This window comes from Pseudomonas sp. R37(2017) (genome assembly GCF_002113375.1).
Classification (GTDB): Bacteria; Pseudomonadota; Gammaproteobacteria; order Pseudomonadales; family Pseudomonadaceae; genus Aquipseudomonas.
This window is the reverse complement of record NZ_NEHO01000007.1, coordinates 197,777-222,488: the sequence shown is the minus strand read 5'-3', so window position 1 is coordinate 222,488 and position 24,712 is coordinate 197,777. Positions and strand designations below refer to the sequence as shown.

Genomic DNA, 24,712 nt, shown 5'->3' with positions numbered 1-24,712 from the left:
TTGGGGCGGAGCATGCGCAAGAAACAAGCGTTGATGCGGGGAAAATGCAAAAACCAAACCAAGGCTCCGAAAAGAAGCGCCAAAGCCCTGAAACAGGCGTTTGACGCTCGTTTGCGTGGCGCTTTGCCAGCTTTTGCGAATGGTTTCGAACCAAAATGGGTTGTAATTCAGTTTAGGCGCAACTTCTCGCACCAATATAGTGCGCAAGCCTGAGCAGGGCTTGAAATCCTCACATTCAAGGCTTTCGCGCGCGCTGCAAGGTGAAAGTTACGGTCGGGCTCTGCTGCACGATGGATTTGCCGTCGATCACCTGCACCGCAAGACGGTGTTCGCCGCGATCGATGTTCACCAGTTGCAGGGTCGGTACGTTGCCTGGCTGGCCGTAGGGCTGGCCGTCCAGTAGCAGACGCAGCAGATGGGGGCTTTGCAGGCGTGGCTTGATCAGTACCGTTACGGTGAATGTTCCGTCGTTGGCGCGCAGGGCTTCGCTGGTGGGCAGGCCGATCAGCTCCAGCGCTTCATAAGCCTTGTGGGGTTGTGCATTGCGTGTGGCTTGAGTCGTGGGTGCGGTTTCGCCGGGAGGCTGGCGTTCGATGCTGTTGAGGGGCGGCAAGTCGACCGGTTCGGCGCTGACGTCGTCAGGCGGTTGATTGCTGTAGGTGGTGGCGCCGCTGGCGTCCGTGTACTTGTAGATCTGCGCCGTGGCGGGCAGAGCGATCAGCAGCAGGATGAAGAGAAAACAACGACCCATGGAATCGACCGGCAGCGAAAATGTTGGGTGGCAGCATAGGTCAGGCTTGGTGCTTATCCCAAACCGCTAAACATTTGGGCATGATTTGCCGAGATCCGCCGGGCAGCGGAAATCCGTGAAGAACCATAAAAAAAGGCCTCCCGAAGGAGGCCTCTCGTTCACGCCGCTTGCGCAGGCGCTACCGGATCAGCAGCTGTAGTACAGCTCGTATTCCAGTGGGTGTACGAAGGTACGTACCTTGATTTCTTCTTCGCTTTTCAGAGCGATGTAAGCGTCGATGAAGTCGTCGCTGAAAACGCCGCCTTTGGTCAGGAACGCACGACCTTTGTCCAGCTCTTCCAGGGCTTCTTTCAGGCTGCCGCAAACTTGTGGGATCTCTTTCGCCTCTTCAGGCGGCAGGTCGTACAGGTTTTTGTCAGCAGCGTCGCCAGGGTGGATCTTGTTCTGGATGCCGTCCAGGCCAGCCATCAACAGTGCCGCGAAGCACAGGTATGGGTTGGCGGCCGGATCCGGGAAGCGTGCTTCGATACGGCGGGCTTTCGGGCTCGACACGTAAGGAATACGGATCGAAGCGGAACGGTTGCGAGCCGAGTAGGCCAGCATCACTGGAGCTTCGAAGCCTGGAACCAGACGCTTGTAGGAGTTGGTGGCCGGGTTGGTGAAGCCGTTCAGGGCCTTACCGTGCTTGATGATGCCGCCGATGAAGTACAGGGCGGTGTCGGACAGGCCGGCATAGCCTTCGCCAGCGAAGGTGTTCTTGCCTTCTTTCCAGATCGACATGTGTACGTGCATGCCCGAGCCGTTGTCGCCGTACAGAGGCTTAGGCATGAAGGTAGCGGTGCGGCCGTAGGCATCGGCTACGTTGTGCACAACGTATTTCAGGGTTTGGGTTTCGTCGGCTTTCTTCACCAGGGTGTTGAACTTGACGCCGATTTCGTTCTGGCCGGCAGTTGCCACTTCGTGGTGGTGAACTTCGACGGTCAGGCCCATTTCTTCCAGTGCGTTGCACATGGAGGTACGGATTTCGTGGTCGTGGTCGAACGGTGGAACCGGGAAGTAGCCGCCTTTGACGCCTGGACGGTGGCCTTTGTTGCCGCCTTCCACGTCCTGGTCGGACATCCACGAACCTTGTTCGGAGTAGATCTTGAACATGGAGCCGGAAATGTCGGACTTGAACTTCACTTGGTCAAAGATGAAGAACTCTGGCTCTGGACCGGCGAATACGGTGTCACCGATACCGGTGGCTTTCAGGTGCTCTTCGGCGCGCTTGGCGATCGCACGTGGGTCGCGGTCGTAGCCTTGCATGCTCGAAGGTTCGATGATGTCGCAGACCAGGATCAGGGTCGGCTCTTCGGTGAACGGGTCCAGAACAGCGGTGGAGTCGTCCGGCATCAGGATCATGTCGGAGGCTTCGATGCCTTTCCAGCCAGCGATGGAGGAACCGTCGAACATTTTGCCGACTTCGAAGAAGTCGTCATCCAGCGCATCGCGAGCCGGCATGGTCACGTGGTGCTGAGTGCCTTTGGTGTCCGTGAAGCGCAGATCAATCCACTTGACGTCATGATCTTTGATGAGTTGAACCGACTTCGACATAGTGTCCTCCGGGTGGCTTCGGGCTAGTAATGGATGCCCTTAAATGTGGGTGATGCCGGCGCGAATACTCTGCCAAGGCAACCTGCCTCACAAGGGAGCAAATTGCATGCCAGTGCCCCACCATGGGTTTTTTGCCCCAAATTCACGCTTCGCGGGCGCAAAAGCGCGTTAAAGCGGAAAATCTCGCCCTACAATGTGGCGTTAATTACAGGAAATGACCTGTTTTGGTGCGTGCAAAACCTTCTGCACATTAATTGGTTAAACCTTGAGCAATTTCCGCTATAATCCGCGCCCCCCTTTTTCGGCAGGCCCTGCGCGCGCTGTTTTCATGAAACTAATCGTAAAAGTCTTTCCCGAGATCACCATCAAGAGCCGCCCGGTACGGACGCGTTTCATCCGTCAGCTGGCCAAGAACATCCGTGCCGTGCTCCGCGATCTGGACCCGGCTGTGGTGGTGAACGGCGTATGGGACAACCTCGAGCTGGAAACCCGCGTCAGTGACCCCAGGGCCCTGAAGGAGATGGGCGAGCGCCTGCGCTGCATGCCGGGCATCGCGCACTTCCTGCAAATCGACGAATACCCGCTGGGCGATTTCGACGACATCGTTGAAAAGTGCAAGCAGCACTACGGTGATGCACTGGCCGGCAAGATCTTTTCGGTGCGCTGCAAGCGCGCCGGCAAGCACCCCTTCAGCTCGATCGATGTCGAGAAATATGTCGGCAGCCAGTTGCGCCGTCAGTGCGGTGCCGCCGGGATCGACCTGAAAAAGCCTGAAGTCGAAGTCCGCATCGAAGTTCGCGACCAACGGTTGTTCGTGATCCATAGCCAGCACAACGGCATCGGCGGATATCCGCTGGGCGCCCTGGAGCAGACGCTGGTGCTGATGTCCGGCGGCTTCGACTCCACCGTGGCGGCCTACCAGATCATGCGCCGCGGCCTGATGGCGCATTTCTGCTTCTTCAATCTGGGCGGACGTGCCCACGAACTGGGCGTCATGGAAGTCGCGCATTTCATCTGGAAGAAGTACGGCAGTTCCCAACGCGTGCTATTTGTCAGTGTGCCGTTCGAGGAAGTGCTCGGCGAAATTCTCGGCAAAGTCGATAACAGTCATATGGGCGTGGTATTGAAGCGTATGATGTTGCGCGCTTCCGAACGAATTGCCGACCGACTGCACATCGAGGCGCTGGTGACCGGTGAGGCGATCTCCCAGGTGTCGAGCCAGACGCTGCCGAACCTCAACGTGATCGACTGCGTGACCGACAAGCTGGTCCTGCGTCCGCTGATCGCCAGCCACAAGCAGGACATCATCGATACGGCCATCGAGATCGGCACCGCCGATTTCGCCCGGCACATGCCGGAGTACTGCGGCGTCATCTCGGTCAATCCGAAGACCGCAGCCAAGCGCTATCGCGTCGAGCATGAAGAGAAAGAGTTCGATATGGCGATCCTTGAGCGTGCGCTCGAGAACGCCAGGCTGGTACCGATCGATCGCGTGATCGACGAATTGGGCCAGGACTTGCAGATTGAAGAAGTCAGCGAAGCGCTGGCCGGTCAGATTGTCATCGACATCCGTCACCCTGATGCCGCTGAAGACGACCCGCTGGAGCTTGCTGGCATCGAGGTACAAACGATGCCGTTTTATGCAGTGAACGCTCGTTTCAAGGAACTGGACCCTACTCGCCAGTACCTGCTGTATTGCGACAAAGGCGTGATGAGTCGCCTGCATGCCCACCATCTGCTCAGTGAGGGGCATGCCAATGTGCGCGTTTATCGACCGAGCTAAGTGCCCGGGGCTGTTTGCCTGTGGCCTGCGTCACCGGCCCCCCGATGCCACCGTCAAGCTGTAACGGCTTTCACGGACGCTACTGTTAATCGCTGCCAAGACTTGTCAGCACACCGAATCCTCTGATCGAGATACACAAGTGATCGAAAATCTACGCAACATCGCCATCATTGCCCACGTTGACCATGGCAAGACCACCCTGGTAGACAAACTCCTGCGTCAATCCGGCACCCTGGAGCGCAACGAGCTCAACGACGAGCGCGTGATGGACTCCAACGACCAGGAAAAAGAGCGCGGCATTACCATTCTGGCGAAAAACACCGCCATCAACTGGAACGGCTACCACATCAACATCGTGGACACCCCGGGCCACGCCGACTTCGGCGGCGAAGTTGAACGCGTAATGTCGATGGTCGACTCCGTTCTGCTGCTGGTCGACGCTCAAGACGGCCCTATGCCGCAAACCCGTTTCGTGACCAAGAAGGCTTTCGAAGCCGGTCTGAAGCCAATCGTCGTGATCAACAAGGTTGACCGTCCGGGCGCGCGTCCTGACTGGGTTCTGGACCAGATCTTCGACCTGTTCGACAACCTGGGTGCCACCGACGAACAGCTGGACTTCAAAGTCGTCTACGCCTCGGCCCTGAACGGCATCGCCGGTCTGGACCACACCGACATGGCCGCAGACATGACCCCGCTGTACCAGTCGATCGTCGACAACGTTCCAGCGCCGGCTGTTGACCGTGACGGTCCGTTCCAGATGCAGATCTCCGCTCTGGACTACAACAGCTTCCTGGGTGTGATCGGCGTTGGCCGTATCGCTCGCGGTCGCGTCAAGCCGAACACTCCGGTTGTCGCCATCGACACCGAAGGCAAGAAGCGCAACGGCCGTATCCTGAAGCTGATGGGTCACCACGGTCTGCACCGCATCGACGTTGAAGAAGCGGCTGCCGGCGACATCGTCTGCATCAGCGGCTTCGAAGAGCTGTTCATCTCCGACACCCTGTGCGACATGAACAACGTTGAAGCGATGAAGCCGCTGACCGTTGACGAGCCGACCGTTTCCATGACCTTCCAGGTAAACGACTCGCCGTTCTGCGGTAAAGAAGGCAAGTTCGTGACCTCCCGTAACATCAAGGAGCGTCTGGACAAGGAACTGCTGTACAACGTTGCCCTGAAAGTTGAAGAAGGCGACTCGGCCGACAAGTTCAAGGTATCCGGCCGTGGTGAGCTGCACCTGTCGGTTCTGATCGAAACCATGCGTCGCGAAGGCTTCGAGATGGCTGTAGGCCGTCCTGAAGTAATCATCCGCGAAGTGAACGGCACCAAGCAGGAACCGTTCGAAAACGTGACCATCGACATCCCTGAAGAGTCCCAGGGCAAGGTCATGGAAGAAATGGGTCTGCGTAAAGGCGACCTGACCAACATGTCCCCGGATGGCAAGGGCCGTGTGCGTCTGGAGTACAACATTCCAGCACGTGGTCTGATCGGTTTCCGTAACCAGTTCCTGACCCTGACCAACGGTGCAGGCATCCTGACCTCGATCTTCGATCGCTACGACACCATGAAGTCCGGCCACATGTCCGGCCGTCAGAACGGTGTTCTGGTATCGGTAGAGACCGGCAAGGCGCTGACCTACTCCCTGGAAACCCTGCAGGCGCGCGGCAAGCTGTTCGTCGAGCACGGTCAGGAAATCTACAACGGTCAGATCGTCGGCCTGAACAGCCGCGACAACGACCTGGGCGTCAACCCTACCAAGGGCAAGAAGCTCGACAACATGCGTGCTTCGGGTAAAGACGAAACCATCGCCCTGGTTCCACCTGTTCGCTTCACCCTGGAACAGGCTCTGGAATTCATCCAGGACGACGAGCTGTGCGAAGTCACTCCGAAGTCCATCCGTCTTCGCAAGAAGATCCTGGACGAAGGCGAGCGTACCCGTGCTGCCAAGAAAGCCAAGGCATAAGATTTAGCCCCGGCTGAACGAAAACGCCCCCGGTCGAAAGGCCGGGGGCGTTTTTGTTTGTCTGGGGTTGTACGGTGTTTGTTCTGGCCCCATCGCGAGCAGGCTCGCTCCCACAGGGTTCGAGGTGAGCCACAAATTGAGGGAACACCACAGAACCCCTGTGGGAGCGAGCCTGCTCGCGATGGCGGCTTATCAGTCGCCAAAAAAATCAGGAAAAATCAGAACCGCTCGATACTCCGCGAATTCCGCTCGCGCTCCACTTCCTTCGGCTTGTACGCGCAATACCCCGGCCGCGGGCCGATTTTCGGGTGGTTGCGGCAAGTATCCGGGCGCTTTTCATAAATAGTGCACAGACGGCTCTTACGATCCAGGTAGTAGCAATCGTTGTTGCTCATGCGCTGGAGGGTGAAGATTCCTGACTTCTGGTTGAAGCGCTCGACCAGGCCTTCCTTTTGCAGGCGTTTGGCGATGTTCTTTGGCGGATCGCCAAGCTCGAACTCGTCGACCACACCGATGCGCACCAGATCCTTGATCTTGACCTCGACCGGCAGGGTGCAGCAGCTGGACATGCACGAGCCGCACATCGGGGCAGAATACTTGGCCCAGGTATCGAGGCGGTCGATCTCTGCGGCAGCGATCAGGTTCGGCTTCATCATCGTTTGTTACCAGCGTGTGCATCAGGGCGCGCGATCATACCGGGACTGGTGGATTTTTGAACAACCTTTCGCCAGTTTTTTTGCAGACGGTGCAAGCAGCCGGAAAACAGGCACGAGCCCTGCATCCATTCAGGGACATGACAACGCAACGTCGATCCAGCTCGTCTTCAAGGGAACAACTGCCGAATCAGAGCCTCTACCGCCTGTCAGACCGTCTAGGCTCAGACAACTCCAAGCTCGCTCGAGGTCCTATCGATGACTCAAGAACCACTTGTTCGCGAAGCAGAGGTGGCCGCATTCCGCGACGCCGTCTTGACCAAACTCACTTATGCAGTGGGTAAAGACCCGGATCACGCCTTCGACCATGACTGGTTCGAAGCCATCGCCCTGGCGGCGCGGGATCACATGGTCGAGCACTGGATGGACCACACGCGGCAGATCTACCGCAAAGGTCAGAAGCGCGTTTATTACCTCTCCCTGGAATTTCTCATCGGCCGACTGCTGTTCGACAGCCTGAGTAACCTCGGCCTGCTCGACGTGGCCCGCGAAGCGCTGACCGAACTCGGCGTCGACCTTGAGCGCATCCGCTTGCTGGAGCCCGATGCGGCCCTGGGCAACGGCGGCCTCGGGCGTCTGGCGGCGTGCTTCCTGGAAAGCATGTCGACCCTCGGTATCGCTGCTCATGGCTACGGCATCCGCTATGAGCACGGGTTGTTCCGCCAGGCTATTGTCGACGGCTGGCAGCAGGAGCAAACCGAGCACTGGCTGGATTTCGGCAACCCGTGGGAGTTCGAGCGACCGGAGGTGGTGTACCCGATCGGCTTTGGCGGCGGCGTTGAAACCGTGATCGATGACAGCGGCAAGTCCAGGCAAGTTTGGCACCCGGCGGAAACCGTCCGGGCCATTGCCTACGACACGCCGGTGGTCGGCTGGCGCGGGGCGAGCGTCAACACGCTGCGCCTGTGGCGTGCCCGGGCCATGGAAGAACTGCATCTGGAGCGTTTCAACGCCGGCGACCACCTGGGTGCCGTGGCCGAAGTGGCTCGGGCCGAGAGCATCTCCCGGGTACTGTACCCGGCGGACAGTACCGAGGCCGGCCAGGAGTTGCGCCTGCGCCAGGAGTATTTCTTCGTCGCCGCCTCATTGCAGGATCTGCTGCGTCGCCATCGCAATATGCACACCTCGGTGCTGACCCTGGGCGATCACGCTTCGATCCAGCTCAACGACACTCACCCCTCGATTGCCGTGGCCGAGCTGATGCGGCAACTGGTCGACGTCTATGACGTGGCGTGGGATGCGGCGTGGCAGGTCACCGTCGATACGTTGTCCTACACCAACCACACATTGCTGCCCGAAGCGCTGGAAACCTGGCCGGTCGGCTTGATGGAGCGCATGCTGCCGCGGCACATGCAGATCATCTACCTGATCAACGCCCAGCACATCGATTCCCTGCGCGCCAAGGGCATTCACGACTTCGACGTGCTGCGCGCGGTGTCGCTGATCGAGGAAGACAACGGTCGTCGGGTGCGCATGGGCAACCTGGCGTTTCTCGGCTCCCACAGCGTCAACGGCGTTTCCGCTCTGCACACGCAACTGATGCGCAAGACGGTGTTCTCCGAACTGCACAAGCTCTACCCGGAGCGAATCAACAACAAGACCAACGGCATCACCTTCCGCCGCTGGCTGTACCAGGCCAACCCCGAGCTGACCTCGATGCTGGTCGATACCCTGGGCTCCGAGGTGCTGGACAACCCGCAGGAGCGCTTGCTCGCCCTGGAGCCGTTCGCCGAGAAAAACACATTCCGCAAGGCGTTCGCCGAGCAACGCCTGCACAACAAGAAAGCCCTGGCCTACCTGATCCATGAGCGGCTGGGCGTGGCGGTCAACCCGGCGGCGATGTTCGACGTGCAGGTCAAGCGGATCCACGAGTACAAACGCCAGTTGCTCAACCTGATGCACACCGTGGCGTTGTACCAGGCGATCCGCGCGGAGCCGGAAATCGACTGGGTGCCGCGGGTGAAAATCTTCGCCGGCAAGGCCGCCGCGAGTTATCACCAGGCCAAGCTGATCATCAAGCTGACCAATGACATCGCCCGGGTGGTGAACAACGACCCGACCGTGCGCGGCTTGCTCAAGGTGGTGTTCCTGCCCAACTACAACGTCAGCCTGGCGGAGAGCATCATTCCGGCGGCGGATTTGTCCGAGCAGATCTCCACCGCCGGTTTCGAAGCCTCAGGCACCAGCAACATGAAGTTCGGCCTGAACGGCGCGCTGACCATCGGCACCCTGGACGGGGCCAACGTGGAAATGAGCGAGCGCATCGGCACCGAGCACATGTTCATCTTCGGTCTCAGCGCGCAGCAGGTGGAGGCGCGCAAGCAGAACCATGAGTTCAATGCGGCACCGGACATTGCCGCGTCCCATCGTCTGAACGATGTGCTGCAAGCGATCCGTGGCGGGGTGTTCTCGCCGGATGATCCGTCCCGTTACACCGGCCTGATCGATTCGCTGGTGGATTACGACCGTTTCCTGGTCTGCGCCGATTTCGACTCGTACTGGAATGCACAGATGCGCGTCGAAGCCCATTGGCACGATTCGAAAGAATGGTGGCGTTCGGCGGTGTTGAGCACGGCGCGGATGGGTTGGTTCTCGTCGGACCGGACCATTGGCGAGTACGCCACGGAGATCTGGAAGGCGCTGGAGTAATTTTCAGCCAGAACTGCGAGCAAGGCCCGGTTGTTGCCGGGCCGGATCGATATACTGGGTGACGGATTACCGAGCGGCAGGGTCAAGCGGATTCTGAACACTCCACAACCCCTGTGGGAGCAAGCTGGCTCCCACAGGGGTTGTGGCGTTTTCACACTAGACTGATCAGACACTGTACCGCTTGGACTTGCCCCATGATGGGGCCACCTAGGGATATCAACCATGCAATGGATTTTCATGCTGATCGGGCTGGTGCTCGGCTGGATACTCGACGAGTCATTCAGCGATGCGCTGCTGGGCGCGTTACTCGGATTGGGTCTGGGCCAGGCCCTTCGCCTGGCTCGCATGGACTCGCAGGCCATCGAACAGCAACGCTTGCTGGAACAGGCGCAGGTTGCGTTGCATGCAGTCGAGCAACGACTGGCGCTGCTCGAAGCAGCGGGCGTCAAGGCGCCGGAAACCCGCGAGCCGCTTGTCTCACCCGAAACCATCCTCGAAGAAGCACCTGCCACAGCTCCGGAATTGATCTGGGAGCTGCCGCCCGAGCTCGAGCCACTCCCCTCGGCGGCCAGCGAAATCATTCGTCCGACCGCCGACGCCTGGAAAGCCGAGCCGAGCGCCCGGGAAGCACAACAGCCTGTCACGCCACGTGGCCCAAGCGTCTTCGACCGCGCTATCAGTCGTGCCCGAGCCTGGCTGTTCGGCGGCAATACCGTGTTGCGGGTCGGCGTGGTGCTGCTGTTCCTCGGCCTGGCCTTTTTGCTGCGCTACGCCACTGAAGGCGTGGTGGTGCCCCTTGAGTTGCGCTACGCAAGTGTTGCGGCGGCAGCCTTGGGGTTGCTCGGATTGGGTTGGTGGCTGCGAGCGCGCAACGGTAGTTACGCGTTGATCCTGCAGGGCACCGGGATCGCCGTGTTGTACCTGACGGTGTTTGCCGCGATGCGCCTGCATCCGCTGCTCGATCCCTCGGCGGCGTTTGGCCTGCTGGTGGCGGTGACGGTCTGTTCGGCGATTCTCGCCATTACCCAGGACTCCCTGGGGCTGGCCGCCGCTGCCGCGTTGGGCGGATTCGCCGCGCCCATCCTGGCCTCCACCGGCGCCGGCAGCCACGTCGCGCTGTTCAGCTATTTCATCTTGCTCAACACCGGCATCCTGGCCATCGCCTGGTTCAAGGCCTGGCGGCTGTTGAATGTCATCGGCTTCACCGGCACCTTCGGCATCGGTTTCGCCTGGGGACTGCGCTCCTACTCGCCGGAGTTGCTATGGAGCACCGAGCCGTTTTTGCTTGTGTTTTTCCTGATGTACCTGGTCATTGGCCTGCTGTACGCCCGGCGCAAGTTGATGCAGATGGGCGATGCACCGGAGCAGAGCAGTCGCCAGGCTCTGCTGCAGTGGTCGGCGGGCAAGGGCGACTACGTCGACGGCACGTTGCTGTTCGGCCCGCCGTTGGTGGGTTTCGGCTTGCAGTTCACGCTGGTGCAGCATTTGGAGTTCGCTGCGGCGTTCAGTGCCTTGGCGCTGGGCATGATTTACATGGGGCTCGCCCGTTGGCTGATGGTCGGGCGCACCTTGCTGCTGGGGGAAACCTGCCTGGCGTTGGGGGTGATCTTCGCCAGCCTGGCGATTCCGCTGGGGCTCGATGCGCGCTGGACGACGGCGGCGTGGGCGGTGGAGGGTGCGGGGATCTTCTGGCTCGGTCTGCGTCAGCAAAGACCCTTGGCGCGGGCCTTTGCCTTGCTCCTGCAACTGGGTTCGGCACTGACGTTCCTCAGCGAGTTGCACAGCAGCGAGAGCAGCCTGCTCGGTGGTGTCCCGTTAGGTGCGCTGTTGCTGGGCGTCGCGTTGCTGTTCAGTTTCTACCAGTTGCGTAAAGCCTTGCCGGAACAGATCAAGTCTTGGGAGCTGAAAGGCCTGCCAGTCCTGGCTTGCCTTGGGCTGGCGTTTCTCTATTTGCTGGCACCGCTGTTCTTTTTCAGCCACGGCACGGTGATCAGTTGGGCCCTGGCCGGGGCGCTGACGTTGTGGGTCGGGTTGCACCTGCTATCGCGCACGTTCGTGTTCACTGCACTCGTTGTGCAACTGTTGGCTGGCGCATTGTTCCTGATCACGGGGCCGCTGTTCAGTGATGGACTGAACCCATTGGCCCATGCTGGATTCTGGGCGCCGCTGGTGGTGGGGCTGGCGGCGATGGTCGGGGCCTGGCGTTTGCAGGTGGGGCATTCCCTCGCGGCTTTCGAAGGCCTGAGCCTGTTGCGATTGTCCCTGGCGTTGCTGGCGTGGGGCGCGGGCTGGTGGGCGTTGGCCTGGATCATCGAAGTGCTGCATTTTGCACCCTGGCCGATACAGGGGACCCTGTTGTTGGGCATCGCTGCCGTGAGTGTGGCGCTGTGGACGGTGTTGGCGCTGCGCCTGAAATGGCCATCACTGGGCGTGCTCTGCACGGCGTTGGTTCCCGCGGCAGCGCTGGTGCTGCTCGCAGCCTGGCACTCGCGTTATCACCCGGCGGCCAACGTCGGCTGGCTGGCGTGGGCCGCCGTGTTCGTCGTGCATTTCATCTCCCTGCGGCGCCTGGCGCCCGTGTTGCCGGCACGTGTGACGAGCGTCGCCCATGTGCTCGGCTGCTGGCTGTTGATGGGGGTACTGGCTCTGGAGCTGCGTTACGCCTTGCTGGTGTTGTCCGAGCAATACAACGCCTGGCGCTGGCTGGGTTGGGCGATTCTGCCAGGTGTGTATCTGGTGTTGATGGCGGCACCTCGCGCGTGGCCTTGGCCAGTGTCGGCGTATCCACGCGAATATCGTGTATTCGCCGCCGCACCGCTGGCGCTGCTGATGCTCGGCTGGTTCTGGCTGGCGAATGTCGCCAGTGACGGCAACGCCGAGCCACTGCCCTATGTGCCATTGATCAACCCGCTGGAGTTGGGCCTGTTGTTCGCGTTGTTCGGCGTCTATGTCTGGTCCCGCAGCGCCATGCCACAACTGGCGGTCCGCGAGGATTACACCGTCATCGCCACGCAAGGGGTCGCAGGTGCTTCGCTGTTCGTGTTCTTTACCGCGCTGGTGATGCGCACTGCGCACCATTGGAGCGGGGTGCCGTTTGAGCTGGATATGTTGCTGGCGTCGATGCGTGTACAAGCCGGCCTTTCCATCGTCTGGACCTTGATTGCCCTGAGCCTGATGATCGGCGGCCATCTGCGTCAACGCCGCGAAGTCTGGCTGATCGGTGCCGCCTTGATTGGCGTGGTCGTGGCCAAGCTGTTCTTTGTCGAGCTGAGTAATCGCGGCGGGCTGGAGCGGATCGTGTCGTTTATTGGCGTCGGCGTGTTGCTGTTGGTGGTGGGCTATTTCGCCCCGCTGCCGCCCAAGCGCGTCGAAGCCATGCCGGACACCGGCAAACCGATCGCCGAATCCGAAGGAGTGTCATCTTGAGTCAGAAGCTGAATTTGGGTTGGCTGGGCGCTGTTGCCATGGGTGTGGTGTTATCGGTGGCTGCCCAGGATAAACCGGCGGACTTCACCACCCAAGTGCCCTTGTCGGTAACGGGCGAAGGCCCCTGGTATCGCCTTGAGCTGCCCCTGAGTGTGCAACTCAATGCACGGCAGGCCGATCTGAGCGATGTGCGTGTGTTCAATGCCGTGGGCGATGTCCAGGCGTATGCCTTGGCCCGGGAGGCGGCGCAGAGCAGTGAAACGCGCACCTTGACCGAGGTGAAATGGTTTCCGTTGTACAGCTCGATGGACGCCACCGAAACCGCGCCGAGCGTGCGTGTGCAATCGCGCACCGACGGCACCCTGGTCGAGGTACAACCCTCGAGCCAACTGGAGGCGGGAGAGGAGGAGTTGCGCGGCTGGCTGCTCGATGCTTCTGCGATCAAGGCGCCGTTGCAGCAGTTGATTCTCGACTGGACCAGCGAGCGCGACGGCTTTCAGCGCTTCACCCTGGAAGCCAGCGATGATTTGCAGCATTGGCAGTCCTGGGGCGAAGGGCAGGTGGCGCGCCTGACCTTTTCCGAGGAGCGGGTCGAACAGCATGAAGTCGGCCTGCCAGGCCAGTCGGCGCGTTACTTGCGGTTGCTGTGGATCAACCCGCATTCGGCACCGACACTGACATCGGCGCAACTGCAGAGCGCCAGCACCCGCAGCCTGCCGCTGCCGTTGGTCTGGTCCCAGCCATTGGCCGGCAGCAGCGTGAAGGCGGGTGAATACACCTGGCAGTTGCCGATGGGGCTGAATGTCGAGCGGGTGCAGGTCGAGTTGAGCCAGCCCAACAGCCTGGCGCCGGTGAGCCTGGCCGGTCGACGCGACAGCAGCCTGCCATGGCAGCCGTTGAGTAGCGGTTTGCTCTATCGCCTGTCCCAGAACGGTCAGGACGTGGTGCAAAACGAATTGCCGCTGTCAGGGCAAATCGTCCAGCAATTGAAACTGAGCGTGGACGAACGCGGCGGCGGCCTGGGGGAGCAGGCACCGACGCTGAAGTTTGCCGTGCGCGCCACACAACTGGTGTTCCTGGCACGCGGGCCAGGGCCTTACACGCTGGTCGTGGGGAATGCGACGGCAAAGCCGGCGAACTTGCCGCTGTCGACACTGATTCCAGACTACAGCCCGGCGAAGCTCGCGACGCTGGGCCGGGCCATGGTGGATGTCGGGGCGGTGAAGACGCAGCCGTCGACAGCTGCCGTCTCTGCGCCGATCGATACCAACTGGAAGAAATTCGGGTTGTGGGCGGTGTTGTTGCTCTGCGTGGTGTTCCTGGTGGCGATGGCGTTCAGTTTGCTGCGCAAACCCTCTGCCAAATCCTGAAAAGGCTGGCGCTGCGCGCCATTCGCGAGCAGGCCGCAAGCGGGCACCCGCTCCCACAGTGGAACGCGTATCCCTGTGGGAGCGAGCCTGCTCGCGAAAGCATTCGCTCAGTCAACAAAAATGCCGAAATGAGCGCAGTTCCCAGGCTCACACCCAGCCCTTTTCCAACTACGCTCATCCCCGCGCATGAACTCTCTTCCGCCGATTGCGTCTGATAGGAGGAAATGCGCCCCGACTCGCGCTAAACTGCGCGGGTTTTTAGCCCCCCATTCCTCGGAGCCTTCCATGTCCCGCGTTACCTTGAGTCGCTATTTGATTGAGCAGACCCGCAGCAACAACACTCCTGCCGATCTGCGCTTCCTGATCGAAGTGGTGGCGCGTGCCTGCAAGGAGATCAGCCACGCCGTTTCCAAAGGCGCCCTGGGCGGCGTCCTGGGCAGCATGGGCACTGAAAACGTCCAGGGCGAAGTGCAGAAGAAGCTCGACGTGATCTCCAACGAAATCCTGCTCGAAGCCAACGAATGGGGCGGTCACCTGGCCGGCATGGCGTCCGAAGAAATGGACAATGCCTACCAGATCCCGGGCAAATACCCCAAAGGCGCCTACCTGCTGGTATTCGACCCGCTGGACGGCTCGTCGAACATCGACATCAACGCCCCGGTCGGCACCATCTTCTCGGTACTGCGTTGCCCTAACGAATACCTGAGCCAGAACGAAGCCCTGAACGAAAAGGCCTTCCTGCAGCCGGGCACCCAGCAGGTCGCCGCCGGTTACGCGATCTACGGTCCACAGACCATGCTGGTGCTGACCCTGGGCGACGGCGTGAAAGGCTTCACCCTCGACCGCGAAATGGGCAGCTTCGTCCTGACCCACGAAAACATCACCATTCCTGAGTCCACCCAGGAATTCGCGATCAACATGTCCAACCAGCGTCACTGGGAAGCTCCGGTACAGCGCTATGTCAGCGAACTACTGGCAGGCGAGGAAGGCCCGCTGAAGAAGAACTACAACATGCGCTGGGTTGCCGCGATGGTGGCGGACGTGCACCGCATCCTGAACCGTGGTGGCCTGTTCATGTACCCACGCGACGCCCGTGAGCCATCCAAGCCGGGCAAGCTGCGTCTGATGTACGAAGCCAACCCGATGTCGTTCCTCGTGGAACAGGCGGGCGGTGCCTCCACCGACGGCCACCAGCGCATCCTCGACATCAAGCCTGAAGGCCTGCACCAGCGTTGTGCGGTGTTCCTCGGTTCGAAGGAAGAAGTGGCCCGCGCCACGGCTTACCACAAGGAGTAAACCATGAATGAGCCCTGGCAGCCGTTGCTCGAATGGTGGTTCGGAACGTCCGGATCAGCGAAGGAAGTGGCGGCGCTGAAGGGCAAGTTGTGGTTCGGCAAGCGCGACAGCCAGGACCTCGAAGCGCGTGAGCGTTTCGGGGACTGGGTCGAGCAGGCACTGGCCGGCGGATTGACCGAGTGGGCGCAACGCCCCGAAGGTTGGCTGGCTTTGGTGCTGCTGCTCGATCAACTCCCGCGAATGATCTTTCGCGATACTCCCAAAGCCTTTGCAGGCGATCTCCGGGCGCAGCAGCTGGTAGCCCAAGGCATTGCCGCGGATTACGACCGGCAGTTGCAGCCGATCCAGCGGGTGTTCATCCTCCTGGTGTTCGAGCACAGCGAAGATCTTGCCGTGCAAAACGAAGGCGTCTCGCGCCACATCGAACTGATGGCGCAGCAGCCGGAGACTGATCGGGCATTGTTCAGCGATTACCTGGACTATGCCGAACGGCACCAGAAAGTGATTAAGCAGTTTGGGCGGTTTCCCCATCGCAATGAGGTGTTGGGAAGGGAGTCTACTTCTGAAGAGCAGGAATTTCTGAGTAAACCCGGGTCGCGCTTCTAATGGCTTACTGAACTCACTGCTTATCTTGAAGAAGCCGCTTCATCAGTAGTGCAGGCAGGCTTTTTCGCGTATCGGCAATGATGTGGACGAAGACGGTTTGTCCACGAATCTCATAAATGACTCGGTTCATTCCCGAAAGGATTTGTCGGTATTGGCTTAGATTGAGCTTATCGATCTCTTCCGGGATCGACCCTGCAAGGGGCTGAATGCCCAGATTGCGAATGGCGACTTTCAGGTTGGCATAGGTGCTTTGCCACGTTTGGTTTGAGAATTGTTTGATGAGGTAGTTGCGAAGCTCTTTAAGGTCTGTTTCGGCTGACTGAAGAATGACGACCTTTAGACTCATTGATTGTCAGCCTTGTCCAGGTCAGCGAAAACATCCTCGGCATCGCGGAACTTGCCTTCTTCAATCTCACGATTACCCATCGCCAGGAGCTTTAGAAGCGCCATCGTGTCTTCTTGCTCTTCAAAGCTTTTCACATCCATGACCACCAGCTTTGCTTCACCGTTTTGGGTGATCACCAGAGGTTCACGGCTTTCTGAGAGTGTTTTGACGATCTCGGCAGTATGACTTTTCAGATAGCTGATCGGCTTGATTTGAGAAGAAAGCTTCATGGGAGGGCTCACCATATTGAGTAGGACTGAGTTTAGTCCTAATTCAGTCTTGCGTCAGATTGAGCCGACCAATGTTTTTAGAAAAAAGTGTTGTTGCTGATGCCGCCATCGCGAGCAGGCTCGCTCCTACAGGGATCTTTGTCGCGCCGGAGATCCAATGTGGGAGCGAGCCTGTTCGCGAAGAGGCCGGTGAGGGCGCCTTAGATCCTGAAGCTACCCACCAACTGCTTCAACCGCGCTGCCTGCCGCTCAAGATCGGCACAGGCACGCAAGGTCGCCTGCAGGTTCTCCACCCCTTCCTGGTTCAACGTGTTGATCTCGGTGATGTCGACGTTGATCGACTCCACCACGGCGGTCTGTTCTTCAGTGGCAGTGGCGACCGACTGGTTCATGCCGTCGATTTCGCCGATGCGCTGGGTCACGCTGCCCAGGCGTTCGCCCGCCTGGTTGGCGATACCGACGCTGCTTTCACTCTGGCGCTGGCTGTCGGTCATGATGCCCACCGCTGCCCGGGCGCCGACTTGCAGCTCTTCGATCATCGTCTGGACTTGCTGCGCTGAGTCCTGGGTGCGGTGAGCGAGGTTGCGCACTTCGTCGGCGACCACTGCAAAGCCACGTCCGGCCTCGCCGGCACGTGCCGCTTCGATGGCCGCGTTCAGTGCCAGCAAGTTGGTCTGCTGGGAGATGCTGGTGATCACTTCCAGAATCTGCCCGATGTTGACCGTGTTGCTGTTGAGCGTCTCGATGTTGCCGCACGAGTCGCTGATCTTCGCCGAGAGCTGCTGCATGGCCGCGATGGTTTTATCCACCACCTGTTGGCCGTCTTCGGCCAGGCTGCGGGCATCGCTGGAGTGCTGCGAGGCGAGGGCTGCGTTCTGGGCGATTTCCTGGGCGGCGGCGCCGAGCTGGTTGATCGCTGCGGCCACGCTGCTGGTGCGCGAGGCCTGCTGATCGGAGTTGAACATCGACGAGTTCGATGCGGCCACCACACGCAGCGCCACTTCGTTGACCTGGCCGGTGGCCGAGGACACTTCGATGATCGAAGTGTGAATACGCTCGACGAAGCGGTTGAACGACAACCCCAGCGCGCCGAACTCGTCGTGGCCGTGGATGGTCAGGCGTTTGGTCAGGTCCCCTTCGCCTTCGGCGATGTCGTGCATGGCGCGGCCCATGGTCAGCAGCGGCTGCATCAGCAGGCTGATCAGCATGCCCAGCAGGGCGATGATGATCACCACGGCAATCACCATGGCGATGATCGCCGAGGTGCGGAACTCGCTGAGCATCGAGAACGCCGTTTCCTGGTCGAGCACCAGCGCCACGTACCAGTCCGCCGATGGCACGCCGTTGACGTGGGTGAAGGAGATGAACTGGCGCTTGCCGTCGATCTCGACCTCTTTCATGCCTGTGCTGACCTTCAGTGTGTCGCCCGGATAGGCCTCGGCCAGGCTCTTGAGCACCAGCTTGTTGTCCGGGTGAATCAGGATCTTGCCGTCGGCACTGACGATGAACGCATGGCCGTGGCCACCGAAGTTCAGCGAATTGATGATCGCGCTGACGCTGGACAGGTCGATATCCGCACCGGCCACGCCAATCATCTGGCCCTGACGCTGCACCGGGGTGGCCACGGTGATCACCAGTTTGCCGGACGACGCGGCAATGTACGGTTCGGTGACGATGGTCTGTTGTGCGCTGTTGGCCGCCTTGTACCAGCCGCGGGCGCGTGGGTCGTAGTCCGCGGCTCGGTTGCCCGCCGGGACGGAGAACATCACGCCGTCGGCGCCCCCGAAGTAGCTCAGCTGGAAATTGCCGGTGTAGGCGGGCAGGTCGATGATCCGTTTCAGGCTGGCGGGAGCATTGCCATCGGCGGTGACTTGTTGGGCCATCGATTGCAGCAATTGCATGCGGCTTTCCAGCCAGGTCTGGATGTTGCTGGTGGTCAGGCTGCCGAGTTCCTGCATCGAGGCTTCGGTACTGCTGCGCAAGGTTTCGCGCTGGCGATAGTCGTTGAACAGGATGAAACAAGCGAATGCGACGGCCACCACGAGGGCGGCAGCCAGCAAGATCTTGTGGCTGAACTTCATGTTTCTGGTCATGGATGAGCTACGCAGAGGGTCTGGTCAACAAAAAGGGGGAGCAAATGCCACCGATGTGGCATTGCGTTGCATGTATGTCGACTGAACGGCGCCAAAGATTAGGCGGATTTGCTGAAAGTCGACGAAATACCCGGTAAACAATGAAAGCGACGGTTTTTCGGCAAAAGGTAGACGAGTGGCCCGATAAATAGCCTGTCGGGCAGGGAACCTGACAGGGGTTTTCACTTCTAAGGTTCTGCTTGGCAGCCATGCCAATCCCCTACGCCCCCCGGAGTTTCACCATGTCGTTGCGTTCCATCGCCCTGCTTTCGTTTTGCGTGTTGCTGGCTGCCTGCAGCAAGGTCAATCAGGAAAACTACTCGAAGCTCTCTTCTGGCATGGCCAAGGCCGATGTGGAGACCCTGTTGGGCAAACCCGCCGATTGTTCAGGCGCGCTGGGCATGTCCAGTTGCACCTGGGGCGACAAGAACAGCTTTATCAGCGTGCAGTTCGCCGGTGACAAAGTGCTGATGTTTTCCGGCCAAGGCCTGAAGTAAACCGGGGCGATTGCCCTCGGGAGAAAAATAATGAAGCGGTTGTTGATCATCCTTTTCGCCGGCCTGGTGTTGGCCGGTTGTGCCACGTCTGGCCAGGACCCCTTGGCACCGAAGACTGTCAAAAGCGTCAGCCTCAAACGTTACCAGGGCACCTGGTACGAGCTGGCTCGCATGCCGATGTACTTTCAGCGCGACTGCGCGCAATCCGAAGCTCATTACACGCTCAAGCCCGACGGTAACGTCGCGGTATTGAACCGCTGCCTGACGCCGCAGTGGCAATGGGAAGAGGTCAAGGGCACGGCTTATCCACAGGTGCCCGGCAAGGGCGACAAGCTGTGGGTCGAGTTCGATACCTGGTTCTCCAGGCTGATCCCGGGTACGTCGAAGGGAGAATACTGGGTGCTGTATGTCAGCGATGACTACAAGACCGCCATTGTCGGCGATCCGAGCCGCAAATACCTGTGGCTGCTGTCGCGCACACCGACCGTCAATGGCGTGGTGCGTGAGGAGCTGTTGAGCAAGGCGCGTCAGCAGGGTTACGACACCACGCGACTGATCTGGCGGGCGTCGGAACAGCAGATGGCCAAGACGTCCAACTAACAAATACACAAAACCAATGTGGGAGCGAGCCTGCTCGCGAAGAGGGCGTGTCAGTTGACAGAGTTGTTGACTGATACACCGCTTTCGCGAGGAGGCTCGCTCCCACAGGTTTTTGGTGTCAGCCTAAAAGATCGCGCAGGACCTGGGTAAAGGCGCGATTGCTTTCTTCTTCACCGGCATGGCGGCCATCGCGCACCACCCACTGGCCGTTCACCAGCACATCCCGCACCTGACGATCGCCACCGGCAAACAGCCAGCGGTTGAGAATGGCGTCGCCGCTGGCCGTTGCCAGATACGGATCGTTGCCGTCGAGCACCAGCCAGTCGGCGCGCTTGCCGACTTGCAGCGCACCAATCGACTGGCCCAGCGCCTGGGCACCGCCATCCAGTGCGGCATCGAACAGCGTACGGCCGACCATCGGTTGGTCCGCGCCATACAAGCGATTACGCCGCTGGTCGCGCAGACGCTGGCCGTATTCCAGCCAACGCAATTCTTCCACCACGCTTAGCGACACATGGCTGTCGGAACCGATACCCATGCGCCCGCCCTGGGCCAGGAAGTCCACAGCCGGGAAAATCCCGTCGCCCAGGTTGGCTTCGGTGGTCAGGCACAGGCCGGCGATGGCGCGACTCTTGGCCATCGACGTGACTTCTTCCGGGTTGGCGTGGGTCGCGTGGACCAGGCACCAGCGCTGGTCGACATCGATGTTTTCGTACAGCCATTGCAGCGGACGACGACCGCTCCAGGTCAGGCAGTCGTCGACTTCCTTCTGCTGTTCGGCGATATGGATATGAACCGGGCATTGCTTGTCACTGGCCGCCAGCACTTCGTTGATCTGCTGCGGCGTGACCGCGCGCAACGAGTGGAAGCACAAGCCGAGGGACTGCGCCTTCTGTTGCGCGAGGATCGGCTGCAAGCGCGATTGCAGCTTCAGGTAGTTTTCGGTGCTGTTGATAAAGCGACGCTGGCCTTCGTTCGGCGTTTGGCCACCGAAGCCAGAGTGGCTGTAGAGCACCGGCAGCAGGGTCAGACCGATGCCGGCAGAGCTGGCAGCCTGGCTGATACGCAAGGCCAGTTCGGCCGGATCCGCGTAAGGCTGACCACTGACATCGTGATGCACATAGTGAAATTCCGCGACCGAGGTGTAACCGGCCTTGAGCATTTCGATGTACAGCTGACGAGCGATGACGCCGAGTTGCTCCGGGCTGATTTTTCCGACGAGGCGATACATCAGGTCGCGCCAGGTCCAGAAACTGTCGTTCGGATTGCCCGCCACTTCCGCCAGCCCGGCCATGGCCCGCTGGAAGGCGTGTGAGTGCAGGTTCGGCATGCCAGGCAGCAGCGGACCGCTTAACCGCTCGGCGCCATCTGCATGGGAATCGGCCTGGATATGGGTCAATACGCCGTCGGCGCTGACCTCAAGACGTACATTGTTGGCCCATCCACTAGGCAGCAGCGCGCGTTCGGCAAAGAAGGCGGACATGGTTCAAAACCCCATCGTGTGTTATTTGTATATACATATACAGACGTTTGCCTGCCGGGTAAACTCCGGCAAGCTACCAACCCTCACCAAATGAACAGGGATTAACCGTGCCGACTCCGCCTCCAGTCTCTCCGTTGGCCGCGAACATGGGCGACAGTCCGGCGCCCTTGTACGCCCGCGTCAAACAAATGATCACCCAGCAAATCGACAGTGGAAACTGGCCGCCGCACTACCGCGTTCCGTCGGAAAGCGAGCTGGTCAGCCAGCTCGGCTTCAGCCGCATGACCATCAACCGCGCGCTGCGCGAGATGACTGCCGAGGGTCTGTTGGTACGCATGCAAGGCGTCGGTACGTTCGTCGCCGAGCCCAAAGGCCAGTCCGCGCTGTTTGAAGTGCACAACATTGCCGACGAAATCGCCTCTCGCGGCCATCGCCACACCTGCAAGGTCATCATCCTTGAAGAAGAGGCCGCCGGCTCCGAGCGCGCCCTGGCCCTGGACATGCGCGAAGGGCAGAAGGTGTTTCACTCGCTGATCGTGCATTTCGAAAACGATATTCCAGTGCAAATCGAAGACCGTTTCGTCAATGCGCTGGTGGCGCCGGACTACCTCAAGCAGGACTTCACCCTGCAAACGCCATATGCCTATCTGAACCAGGTCGCGCCGCTGACCGAAGGCGAGCACGTGGTCGAGGCGATCCTGGCCGAGTCGTCCGAATGCAAATTGCTGCAGATTGAAAAGGGCGAGCCGTGCCTGCTGATCCGTCGCCGCACCTGGTCCGGTCGTCAACCGGTGACCGCTGCCCGTTTGATCCACCCCGGTTCCCGTCATCGTCTGGAAGGACGGTTCCATAAATAGAGAGCCATAAATGAGTCAGTTGAAGGTTTTACGCGCCAAGGATTACCCGCGCATGCCATGGAAAAACGGCGGCGGCAGCACCGAAGAAATTACCCGCGATGCCGGCACTGGCCTGGATGGCTTTGGCTGGCGCCTGTCGATTGCCGACATCGGTGAGTCGGGCGGGTTTTCCACCTTCGCCGGCTACGAGCGAGTGATTACCGTACTGCAAGGCGAAGGCATGACCCTGACGGTGGATGGTCAGGACACACGGCCACTGCTACCGCTGGACCCCTTTGCCTTCAGCGGTGAAAGCAAGGTTAACTGCACACTGCTGGGTGGTCCGATTCGCGATTTCAACCTGATCTATGCGCCGCAGCGCTATAGCGCGCGGTTGCAGTGGTTGTCGGGCGAGCAGCGGTTCTTCAGCTCGGCGGGCACGGTGCTGGTATTCAGCATGAGCGAGCAGGTCGAGGTGTCTATCGATAACAACGCCCGGCAATTGGGCCGCCATGATTGCCTGCAATTGGAGTCTGATGCCGGACTGCTGGACGTCGCCATCAACGGGCTGTGCTGCGTAATCGAACTGACGCAGTGCGACTGATCCCGGTCATTCCCGTTCGAGGGTAAAGCCTCGAACGGTCGCCTCCAGCTCACTCGACATCTGTTTCAGTGCCTGGATGGTTTTCACCGCCTCCTGCTGCGCCGTGACATTTTCCTCGACCCGCTGCGCCACGTTTTCCACAGTGCGCGCCACGTCTTCGCTGGCCACACGCTGTTCCTGCAAGGCATTGGATATCTGGCTGACTGCATTGAGCGACGCGTTGAGCGCGGCCTTGACGTCATTCATCGACGCGCCGGCGCAGTCAATCAGTTGTTGGCCCTGAAGGACGCGTTCGCGGCCAGCGCTCATGCTGCTGTTGGCCTTTCTCATGCCGCCTTGAATGGTGCTCACCAGCCCCACAATCTCGTCGGTAGAGCGGGTCGTGCGGGTTGCCAGCTCTCGCACTTCGTCAGCCACCACGGCAAACCCGCGCCCTTGCTCGCCGGCCCGCGCCGCCTCGATGGTGGCATTGAGTGCGAGCAGATTGGTCTGTTCGGCAATGCTGTGGATCATGCCGACAATTTTCCCGATGGCGTTGGAGTGCAGGGTCAATTGGTCGATTTCATCCGACGTCTGGGTCACCAGTTGGGCGATCTGCTGCATTTCGATGATAGAGCGGTCCATGGTGGCAATGCCGCAAGCGGTGATCTGTTCGGCCTTTTGTGTGGTGTCGTGGGCCTGCGCGGCGTTCTCGGCGATGTGCGTAATGTTGGCTGACATCTGTTCCGCAGCGGCGGCAATGGAAGAGGCTGCGCCATTTTGCTCGGCGGCCTGCTTCAGGCCCTGTTCAGACGAGATGCTCAGGTTCAGGGTCGAAGACTCGATATGCTGCGAGGCCTCGCGCACCTTGCCGATCATGCTCGCGAGGCTGCGCCGCATGGCCTCGACCGATTGCATGACACCCGTTGATGTCGCGTTATCGATCACGGGATCACCGAGCCTGCCCTGGGCAATCCTTGTGCTGATACTGGCCAGCTCGTGAGGCTCGGCGCCCAGGGTTCGTGCCAGTCTGGCGCTGAACAGCAGGGCATAAAGGCTGCCAAACAACAGCGCGAAGCCCAGCACCCCGGCCATCAGCCTTATATCGACCTCGTAGCGTGCCTGGCTGAGTTCGAACTGTTGGCGAGCTTCTTTGAGTTGAGCATCGGTCATTTGCGAAAGCAGTGAGGTCAACGGGTCGATCAGCGGATACAGCTGATGCGAGGCGAAATCCTCCAGGCTCTGACTGGCGGTGCGGTTGCGGTTCAAGGCCGCCTGCAGACGCTGGAGCGGCACTTCGGCAGCCTGCATCAACGGTGTGATTTCGCCGATCAGTCGTACCTCTTCCTCGGTCAATCGGGTCGACAGGACGGTGCGCCAGAGCGGCGCGATTTCAAGCGTCGCTTGTCGTATTTGTTGCGCCGCGTCGACGCCGCTGTGGATGCCATCGCGGGCCTTGTGGATGGCGTCGACGATTCGCACGGAATACAGCTCGGAAATTTTCTTCAGGTCCTGTTGCGGGATGACCCGGTCGAGGTAAACCGTTTCCAGTCCCTGGACCGTGGCGCGCATGCCGTAAAGGCCCAGTGCGCCGATGCCGGTCAGGCTACCCAGCAGAATGCCAGCCAGCAGCAAGAGGTGGGTTCTGACTTTCCATTGTTTCATTGCGCGTCCTCGCAGGAGTGACTTCAGTGGGCTTGGCCATGGAGTCGGCGAGGATCAGTGGAGGTGGAGTCGGATGTTTCTGATGAGGTTGTAGGGTGTTTCTGGAATGCGCTCAATTGGGTATCAGGTGTTACCGAACGCCCCAGTGTGGCGC

The 24,712-nt window shown here is 60.2% G+C and carries 20 protein-coding genes and 1 pseudogene; 12 read left to right on the top strand and 9 right to left on the bottom strand.

Annotation, left to right across the window (positions count from 1 at the left end; genetic code table 11):
• The first annotated feature begins 12 nt into the window (after window positions 1–12).
• Window positions 13–213 (top strand): hypothetical protein, encoded by a 201-nt coding sequence (locus CAG47_RS28030; RefSeq protein ID WP_143515850.1) that lies wholly within the window; start codon window positions 13–15, stop codon window positions 211–213.
• Between the two features lie 22 nt (window positions 214–235).
• On the opposite strand, the gene CAG47_RS14240 is transcribed toward CAG47_RS28030, so the two are convergent.
• Together CAG47_RS14240 and glnA are read right to left on the bottom strand one after the other, a co-directional pair.
• Entirely contained in the window at window positions 236–751 is a 516-nt protein-coding gene (locus CAG47_RS14240) for a DUF4124 domain-containing protein (protein WP_085725496.1), read from the bottom strand.
• Window positions 752–937: 186 nt separating this feature from the next.
• A complete protein-coding gene (gene glnA / locus CAG47_RS14235; protein WP_085725495.1) occupies window positions 938–2,344 on the bottom strand; it encodes a glutamate--ammonia ligase in 1,407 nt (468 codons plus the stop codon).
• Window positions 2,345–2,672: 328 nt separating this feature from the next.
• Between glnA and thiI the strand changes: the two genes are divergently transcribed.
• Together thiI and typA are read left to right on the top strand one after the other, a co-directional pair.
• Window positions 2,673–4,127, top strand: a complete 1,455-nt coding sequence (gene thiI, locus CAG47_RS14225; protein ID WP_085725493.1) for a tRNA uracil 4-sulfurtransferase ThiI — start codon at window positions 2,673–2,675, stop codon at window positions 4,125–4,127.
• Window positions 4,128–4,266: 139 nt separating this feature from the next.
• Complete coding sequence (gene typA, locus CAG47_RS14220; protein WP_085725492.1) at window positions 4,267–6,087, top strand: translational GTPase TypA; 1,821 nt, start codon at window positions 4,267–4,269, stop codon at window positions 6,085–6,087.
• A gap of 218 nt (window positions 6,088–6,305) precedes the next feature.
• Here typA and CAG47_RS14215 read toward each other — a convergent pair whose 3' ends face one another.
• The gene (locus tag CAG47_RS14215; protein ID WP_085725491.1) at window positions 6,306–6,743 is read right to left on the bottom strand and encodes a YkgJ family cysteine cluster protein; all 438 of its coding nucleotides are present in this window, start codon (window positions 6,741–6,743) and stop codon (window positions 6,306–6,308) included.
• A 255-nt stretch (window positions 6,744–6,998) separates the two neighbouring features.
• Between CAG47_RS14215 and CAG47_RS14210 the strand changes: the two genes are divergently transcribed.
• The 5 genes from CAG47_RS14210 (at window position 6,999) to CAG47_RS14190 (ending at window position 16,147) form a co-directional block, all read left to right on the top strand.
• Window positions 6,999–9,449 (top strand): glycogen/starch/alpha-glucan phosphorylase, encoded by a 2,451-nt coding sequence (locus tag CAG47_RS14210; protein WP_085725490.1) that lies wholly within the window; start codon window positions 6,999–7,001, stop codon window positions 9,447–9,449.
• Between the two features lie 222 nt (window positions 9,450–9,671).
• Entirely contained in the window at window positions 9,672–12,875 is a 3,204-nt protein-coding gene (locus tag CAG47_RS14205) for a DUF2339 domain-containing protein (protein ID WP_085725489.1), read from the top strand.
• Entirely contained in the window at window positions 12,872–14,245 is a 1,374-nt protein-coding gene (locus CAG47_RS14200) for a DUF3999 domain-containing protein (protein ID WP_085725488.1), read from the top strand. The genes CAG47_RS14205 and CAG47_RS14200 overlap by 4 nt, the downstream gene beginning before the upstream one ends.
• A 285-nt stretch (window positions 14,246–14,530) precedes the next feature.
• The gene (locus CAG47_RS14195) at window positions 14,531–15,541 is read left to right on the top strand and encodes a class 1 fructose-bisphosphatase (RefSeq protein WP_085725487.1); all 1,011 of its coding nucleotides are present in this window, start codon (window positions 14,531–14,533) and stop codon (window positions 15,539–15,541) included.
• A gap of 3 nt (window positions 15,542–15,544) precedes the next feature.
• The gene (locus CAG47_RS14190; RefSeq protein ID WP_085725486.1) at window positions 15,545–16,147 is read left to right on the top strand and encodes a DUF924 family protein; all 603 of its coding nucleotides are present in this window, start codon (window positions 15,545–15,547) and stop codon (window positions 16,145–16,147) included.
• Between the two features lie 13 nt (window positions 16,148–16,160).
• Here the strand turns inward: CAG47_RS14190 and CAG47_RS14185 are convergent, their stop codons facing one another.
• The 4 genes and pseudogenes from CAG47_RS14185 to CAG47_RS29360 all read right to left on the bottom strand — a co-directional run.
• Window positions 16,161–16,493 carry a type II toxin-antitoxin system RelE/ParE family toxin gene (locus CAG47_RS14185; protein ID WP_085725485.1) on the bottom strand — a complete coding sequence of 111 codons (333 nt, stop codon included), beginning with the start codon at window positions 16,491–16,493 and terminating at the stop codon, window positions 16,161–16,163.
• Window positions 16,490–16,762: a type II toxin-antitoxin system Phd/YefM family antitoxin gene (locus tag CAG47_RS14180; protein ID WP_085725484.1), complete on the bottom strand. Its 273-nt coding sequence runs from the start codon at window positions 16,760–16,762 to the stop codon at window positions 16,490–16,492. The genes CAG47_RS14185 and CAG47_RS14180 overlap by 4 nt, the downstream gene beginning before the upstream one ends.
• A gap of 200 nt (window positions 16,763–16,962) precedes the next feature.
• Complete coding sequence (locus CAG47_RS29365; RefSeq protein ID WP_371917211.1) at window positions 16,963–17,727, bottom strand: methyl-accepting chemotaxis protein; 765 nt, start codon at window positions 17,725–17,727, stop codon at window positions 16,963–16,965.
• Between the two features lie 93 nt (window positions 17,728–17,820).
• Window positions 17,821–18,843, bottom strand: a pseudogene (locus tag CAG47_RS29360) (cache domain-containing protein); the annotation flags it as partial.
• Window positions 18,844–19,136: 293 nt separating this feature from the next.
• Between CAG47_RS29360 and CAG47_RS14170 the strand changes: the two are divergent.
• Both CAG47_RS14170 and CAG47_RS14165 read left to right on the top strand, forming a co-directional pair.
• Window positions 19,137–19,391: a hypothetical protein gene (locus CAG47_RS14170; protein WP_008018937.1), complete on the top strand. Its 255-nt coding sequence runs from the start codon at window positions 19,137–19,139 to the stop codon at window positions 19,389–19,391.
• A gap of 30 nt (window positions 19,392–19,421) precedes the next feature.
• Window positions 19,422–19,991 carry a lipocalin family protein gene (locus tag CAG47_RS14165; RefSeq protein WP_085725482.1) on the top strand — a complete coding sequence of 190 codons (570 nt, stop codon included), beginning with the start codon at window positions 19,422–19,424 and terminating at the stop codon, window positions 19,989–19,991.
• Between the two features lie 118 nt (window positions 19,992–20,109).
• Here the strand turns inward: CAG47_RS14165 and CAG47_RS14160 are convergent, their stop codons facing one another.
• Entirely contained in the window at window positions 20,110–21,474 is a 1,365-nt protein-coding gene (locus tag CAG47_RS14160) for a formimidoylglutamate deiminase (protein ID WP_085725481.1), read from the bottom strand.
• Window positions 21,475–21,620: 146 nt separating this feature from the next.
• Between CAG47_RS14160 and hutC the strand changes: the two genes are divergently transcribed.
• Together hutC and CAG47_RS14150 are read left to right on the top strand one after the other, a co-directional pair.
• The gene (gene hutC, locus CAG47_RS14155; protein WP_177408989.1) at window positions 21,621–22,331 is read left to right on the top strand and encodes a histidine utilization repressor; all 711 of its coding nucleotides are present in this window, start codon (window positions 21,621–21,623) and stop codon (window positions 22,329–22,331) included.
• Between the two features lie 10 nt (window positions 22,332–22,341).
• The gene (locus CAG47_RS14150) at window positions 22,342–22,914 is read left to right on the top strand and encodes a HutD family protein (RefSeq protein WP_085725479.1); all 573 of its coding nucleotides are present in this window, start codon (window positions 22,342–22,344) and stop codon (window positions 22,912–22,914) included.
• Window positions 22,915–22,920: 6 nt separating this feature from the next.
• Here CAG47_RS14150 and CAG47_RS14145 read toward each other — a convergent pair whose 3' ends face one another.
• A complete protein-coding gene (locus CAG47_RS14145) occupies window positions 22,921–24,558 on the bottom strand; it encodes a methyl-accepting chemotaxis protein (RefSeq protein ID WP_085725478.1) in 1,638 nt (545 codons plus the stop codon).
• Window positions 24,559–24,712 lie beyond the last annotated feature (154 nt).

Bases quoted from the DNA above. Each gene is read 5' to 3' on its own strand.
- CAG47_RS28030 (WP_143515850.1), top strand. From the start codon at position 13: ATGCGCAAGAAACAAGCGTTGATGCGGGGAAAATGCAAAAACCAAACC.
- CAG47_RS14240 (WP_085725496.1), bottom strand. From the start codon at position 751: ATGGGTCGTTGTTTTCTCTTCATCCTGCTGCTGATCGCTCTGCCCGCC.
- glnA (WP_085725495.1), bottom strand. From the start codon at position 2,344: ATGTCGAAGTCGGTTCAACTCATCAAAGATCATGACGTCAAGTGGATT.
- thiI (WP_085725493.1), top strand. From the start codon at position 2,673: ATGAAACTAATCGTAAAAGTCTTTCCCGAGATCACCATCAAGAGCCGC.
- CAG47_RS14215 (WP_085725491.1), bottom strand. From the start codon at position 6,743: ATGATGAAGCCGAACCTGATCGCTGCCGCAGAGATCGACCGCCTCGAT.
- CAG47_RS14210 (WP_085725490.1), top strand. From the start codon at position 6,999: ATGACTCAAGAACCACTTGTTCGCGAAGCAGAGGTGGCCGCATTCCGC.
- CAG47_RS14205 (WP_085725489.1), top strand. From the start codon at position 9,672: ATGCAATGGATTTTCATGCTGATCGGGCTGGTGCTCGGCTGGATACTC.
- CAG47_RS14195 (WP_085725487.1), top strand. From the start codon at position 14,531: ATGTCCCGCGTTACCTTGAGTCGCTATTTGATTGAGCAGACCCGCAGC.
- CAG47_RS14190 (WP_085725486.1), top strand. From the start codon at position 15,545: ATGAATGAGCCCTGGCAGCCGTTGCTCGAATGGTGGTTCGGAACGTCC.
- CAG47_RS14185 (WP_085725485.1), bottom strand. From the start codon at position 16,493: ATGAGTCTAAAGGTCGTCATTCTTCAGTCAGCCGAAACAGACCTTAAA.
- CAG47_RS14180 (WP_085725484.1), bottom strand. From the start codon at position 16,762: ATGAAGCTTTCTTCTCAAATCAAGCCGATCAGCTATCTGAAAAGTCAT.
- CAG47_RS29365 (WP_371917211.1), bottom strand. From the start codon at position 17,727: ATGTTCAACTCCGATCAGCAGGCCTCGCGCACCAGCAGCGTGGCCGCA.
- CAG47_RS14170 (WP_008018937.1), top strand. From the start codon at position 19,137: ATGTCGTTGCGTTCCATCGCCCTGCTTTCGTTTTGCGTGTTGCTGGCT.
- CAG47_RS14165 (WP_085725482.1), top strand. From the start codon at position 19,422: ATGAAGCGGTTGTTGATCATCCTTTTCGCCGGCCTGGTGTTGGCCGGT.
- CAG47_RS14160 (WP_085725481.1), bottom strand. From the start codon at position 21,474: ATGTCCGCCTTCTTTGCCGAACGCGCGCTGCTGCCTAGTGGATGGGCC.
- hutC (WP_177408989.1), top strand. From the start codon at position 21,621: ATGGGCGACAGTCCGGCGCCCTTGTACGCCCGCGTCAAACAAATGATC.
- CAG47_RS14150 (WP_085725479.1), top strand. From the start codon at position 22,342: ATGAGTCAGTTGAAGGTTTTACGCGCCAAGGATTACCCGCGCATGCCA.
- CAG47_RS14145 (WP_085725478.1), bottom strand. From the start codon at position 24,558: ATGAAACAATGGAAAGTCAGAACCCACCTCTTGCTGCTGGCTGGCATT.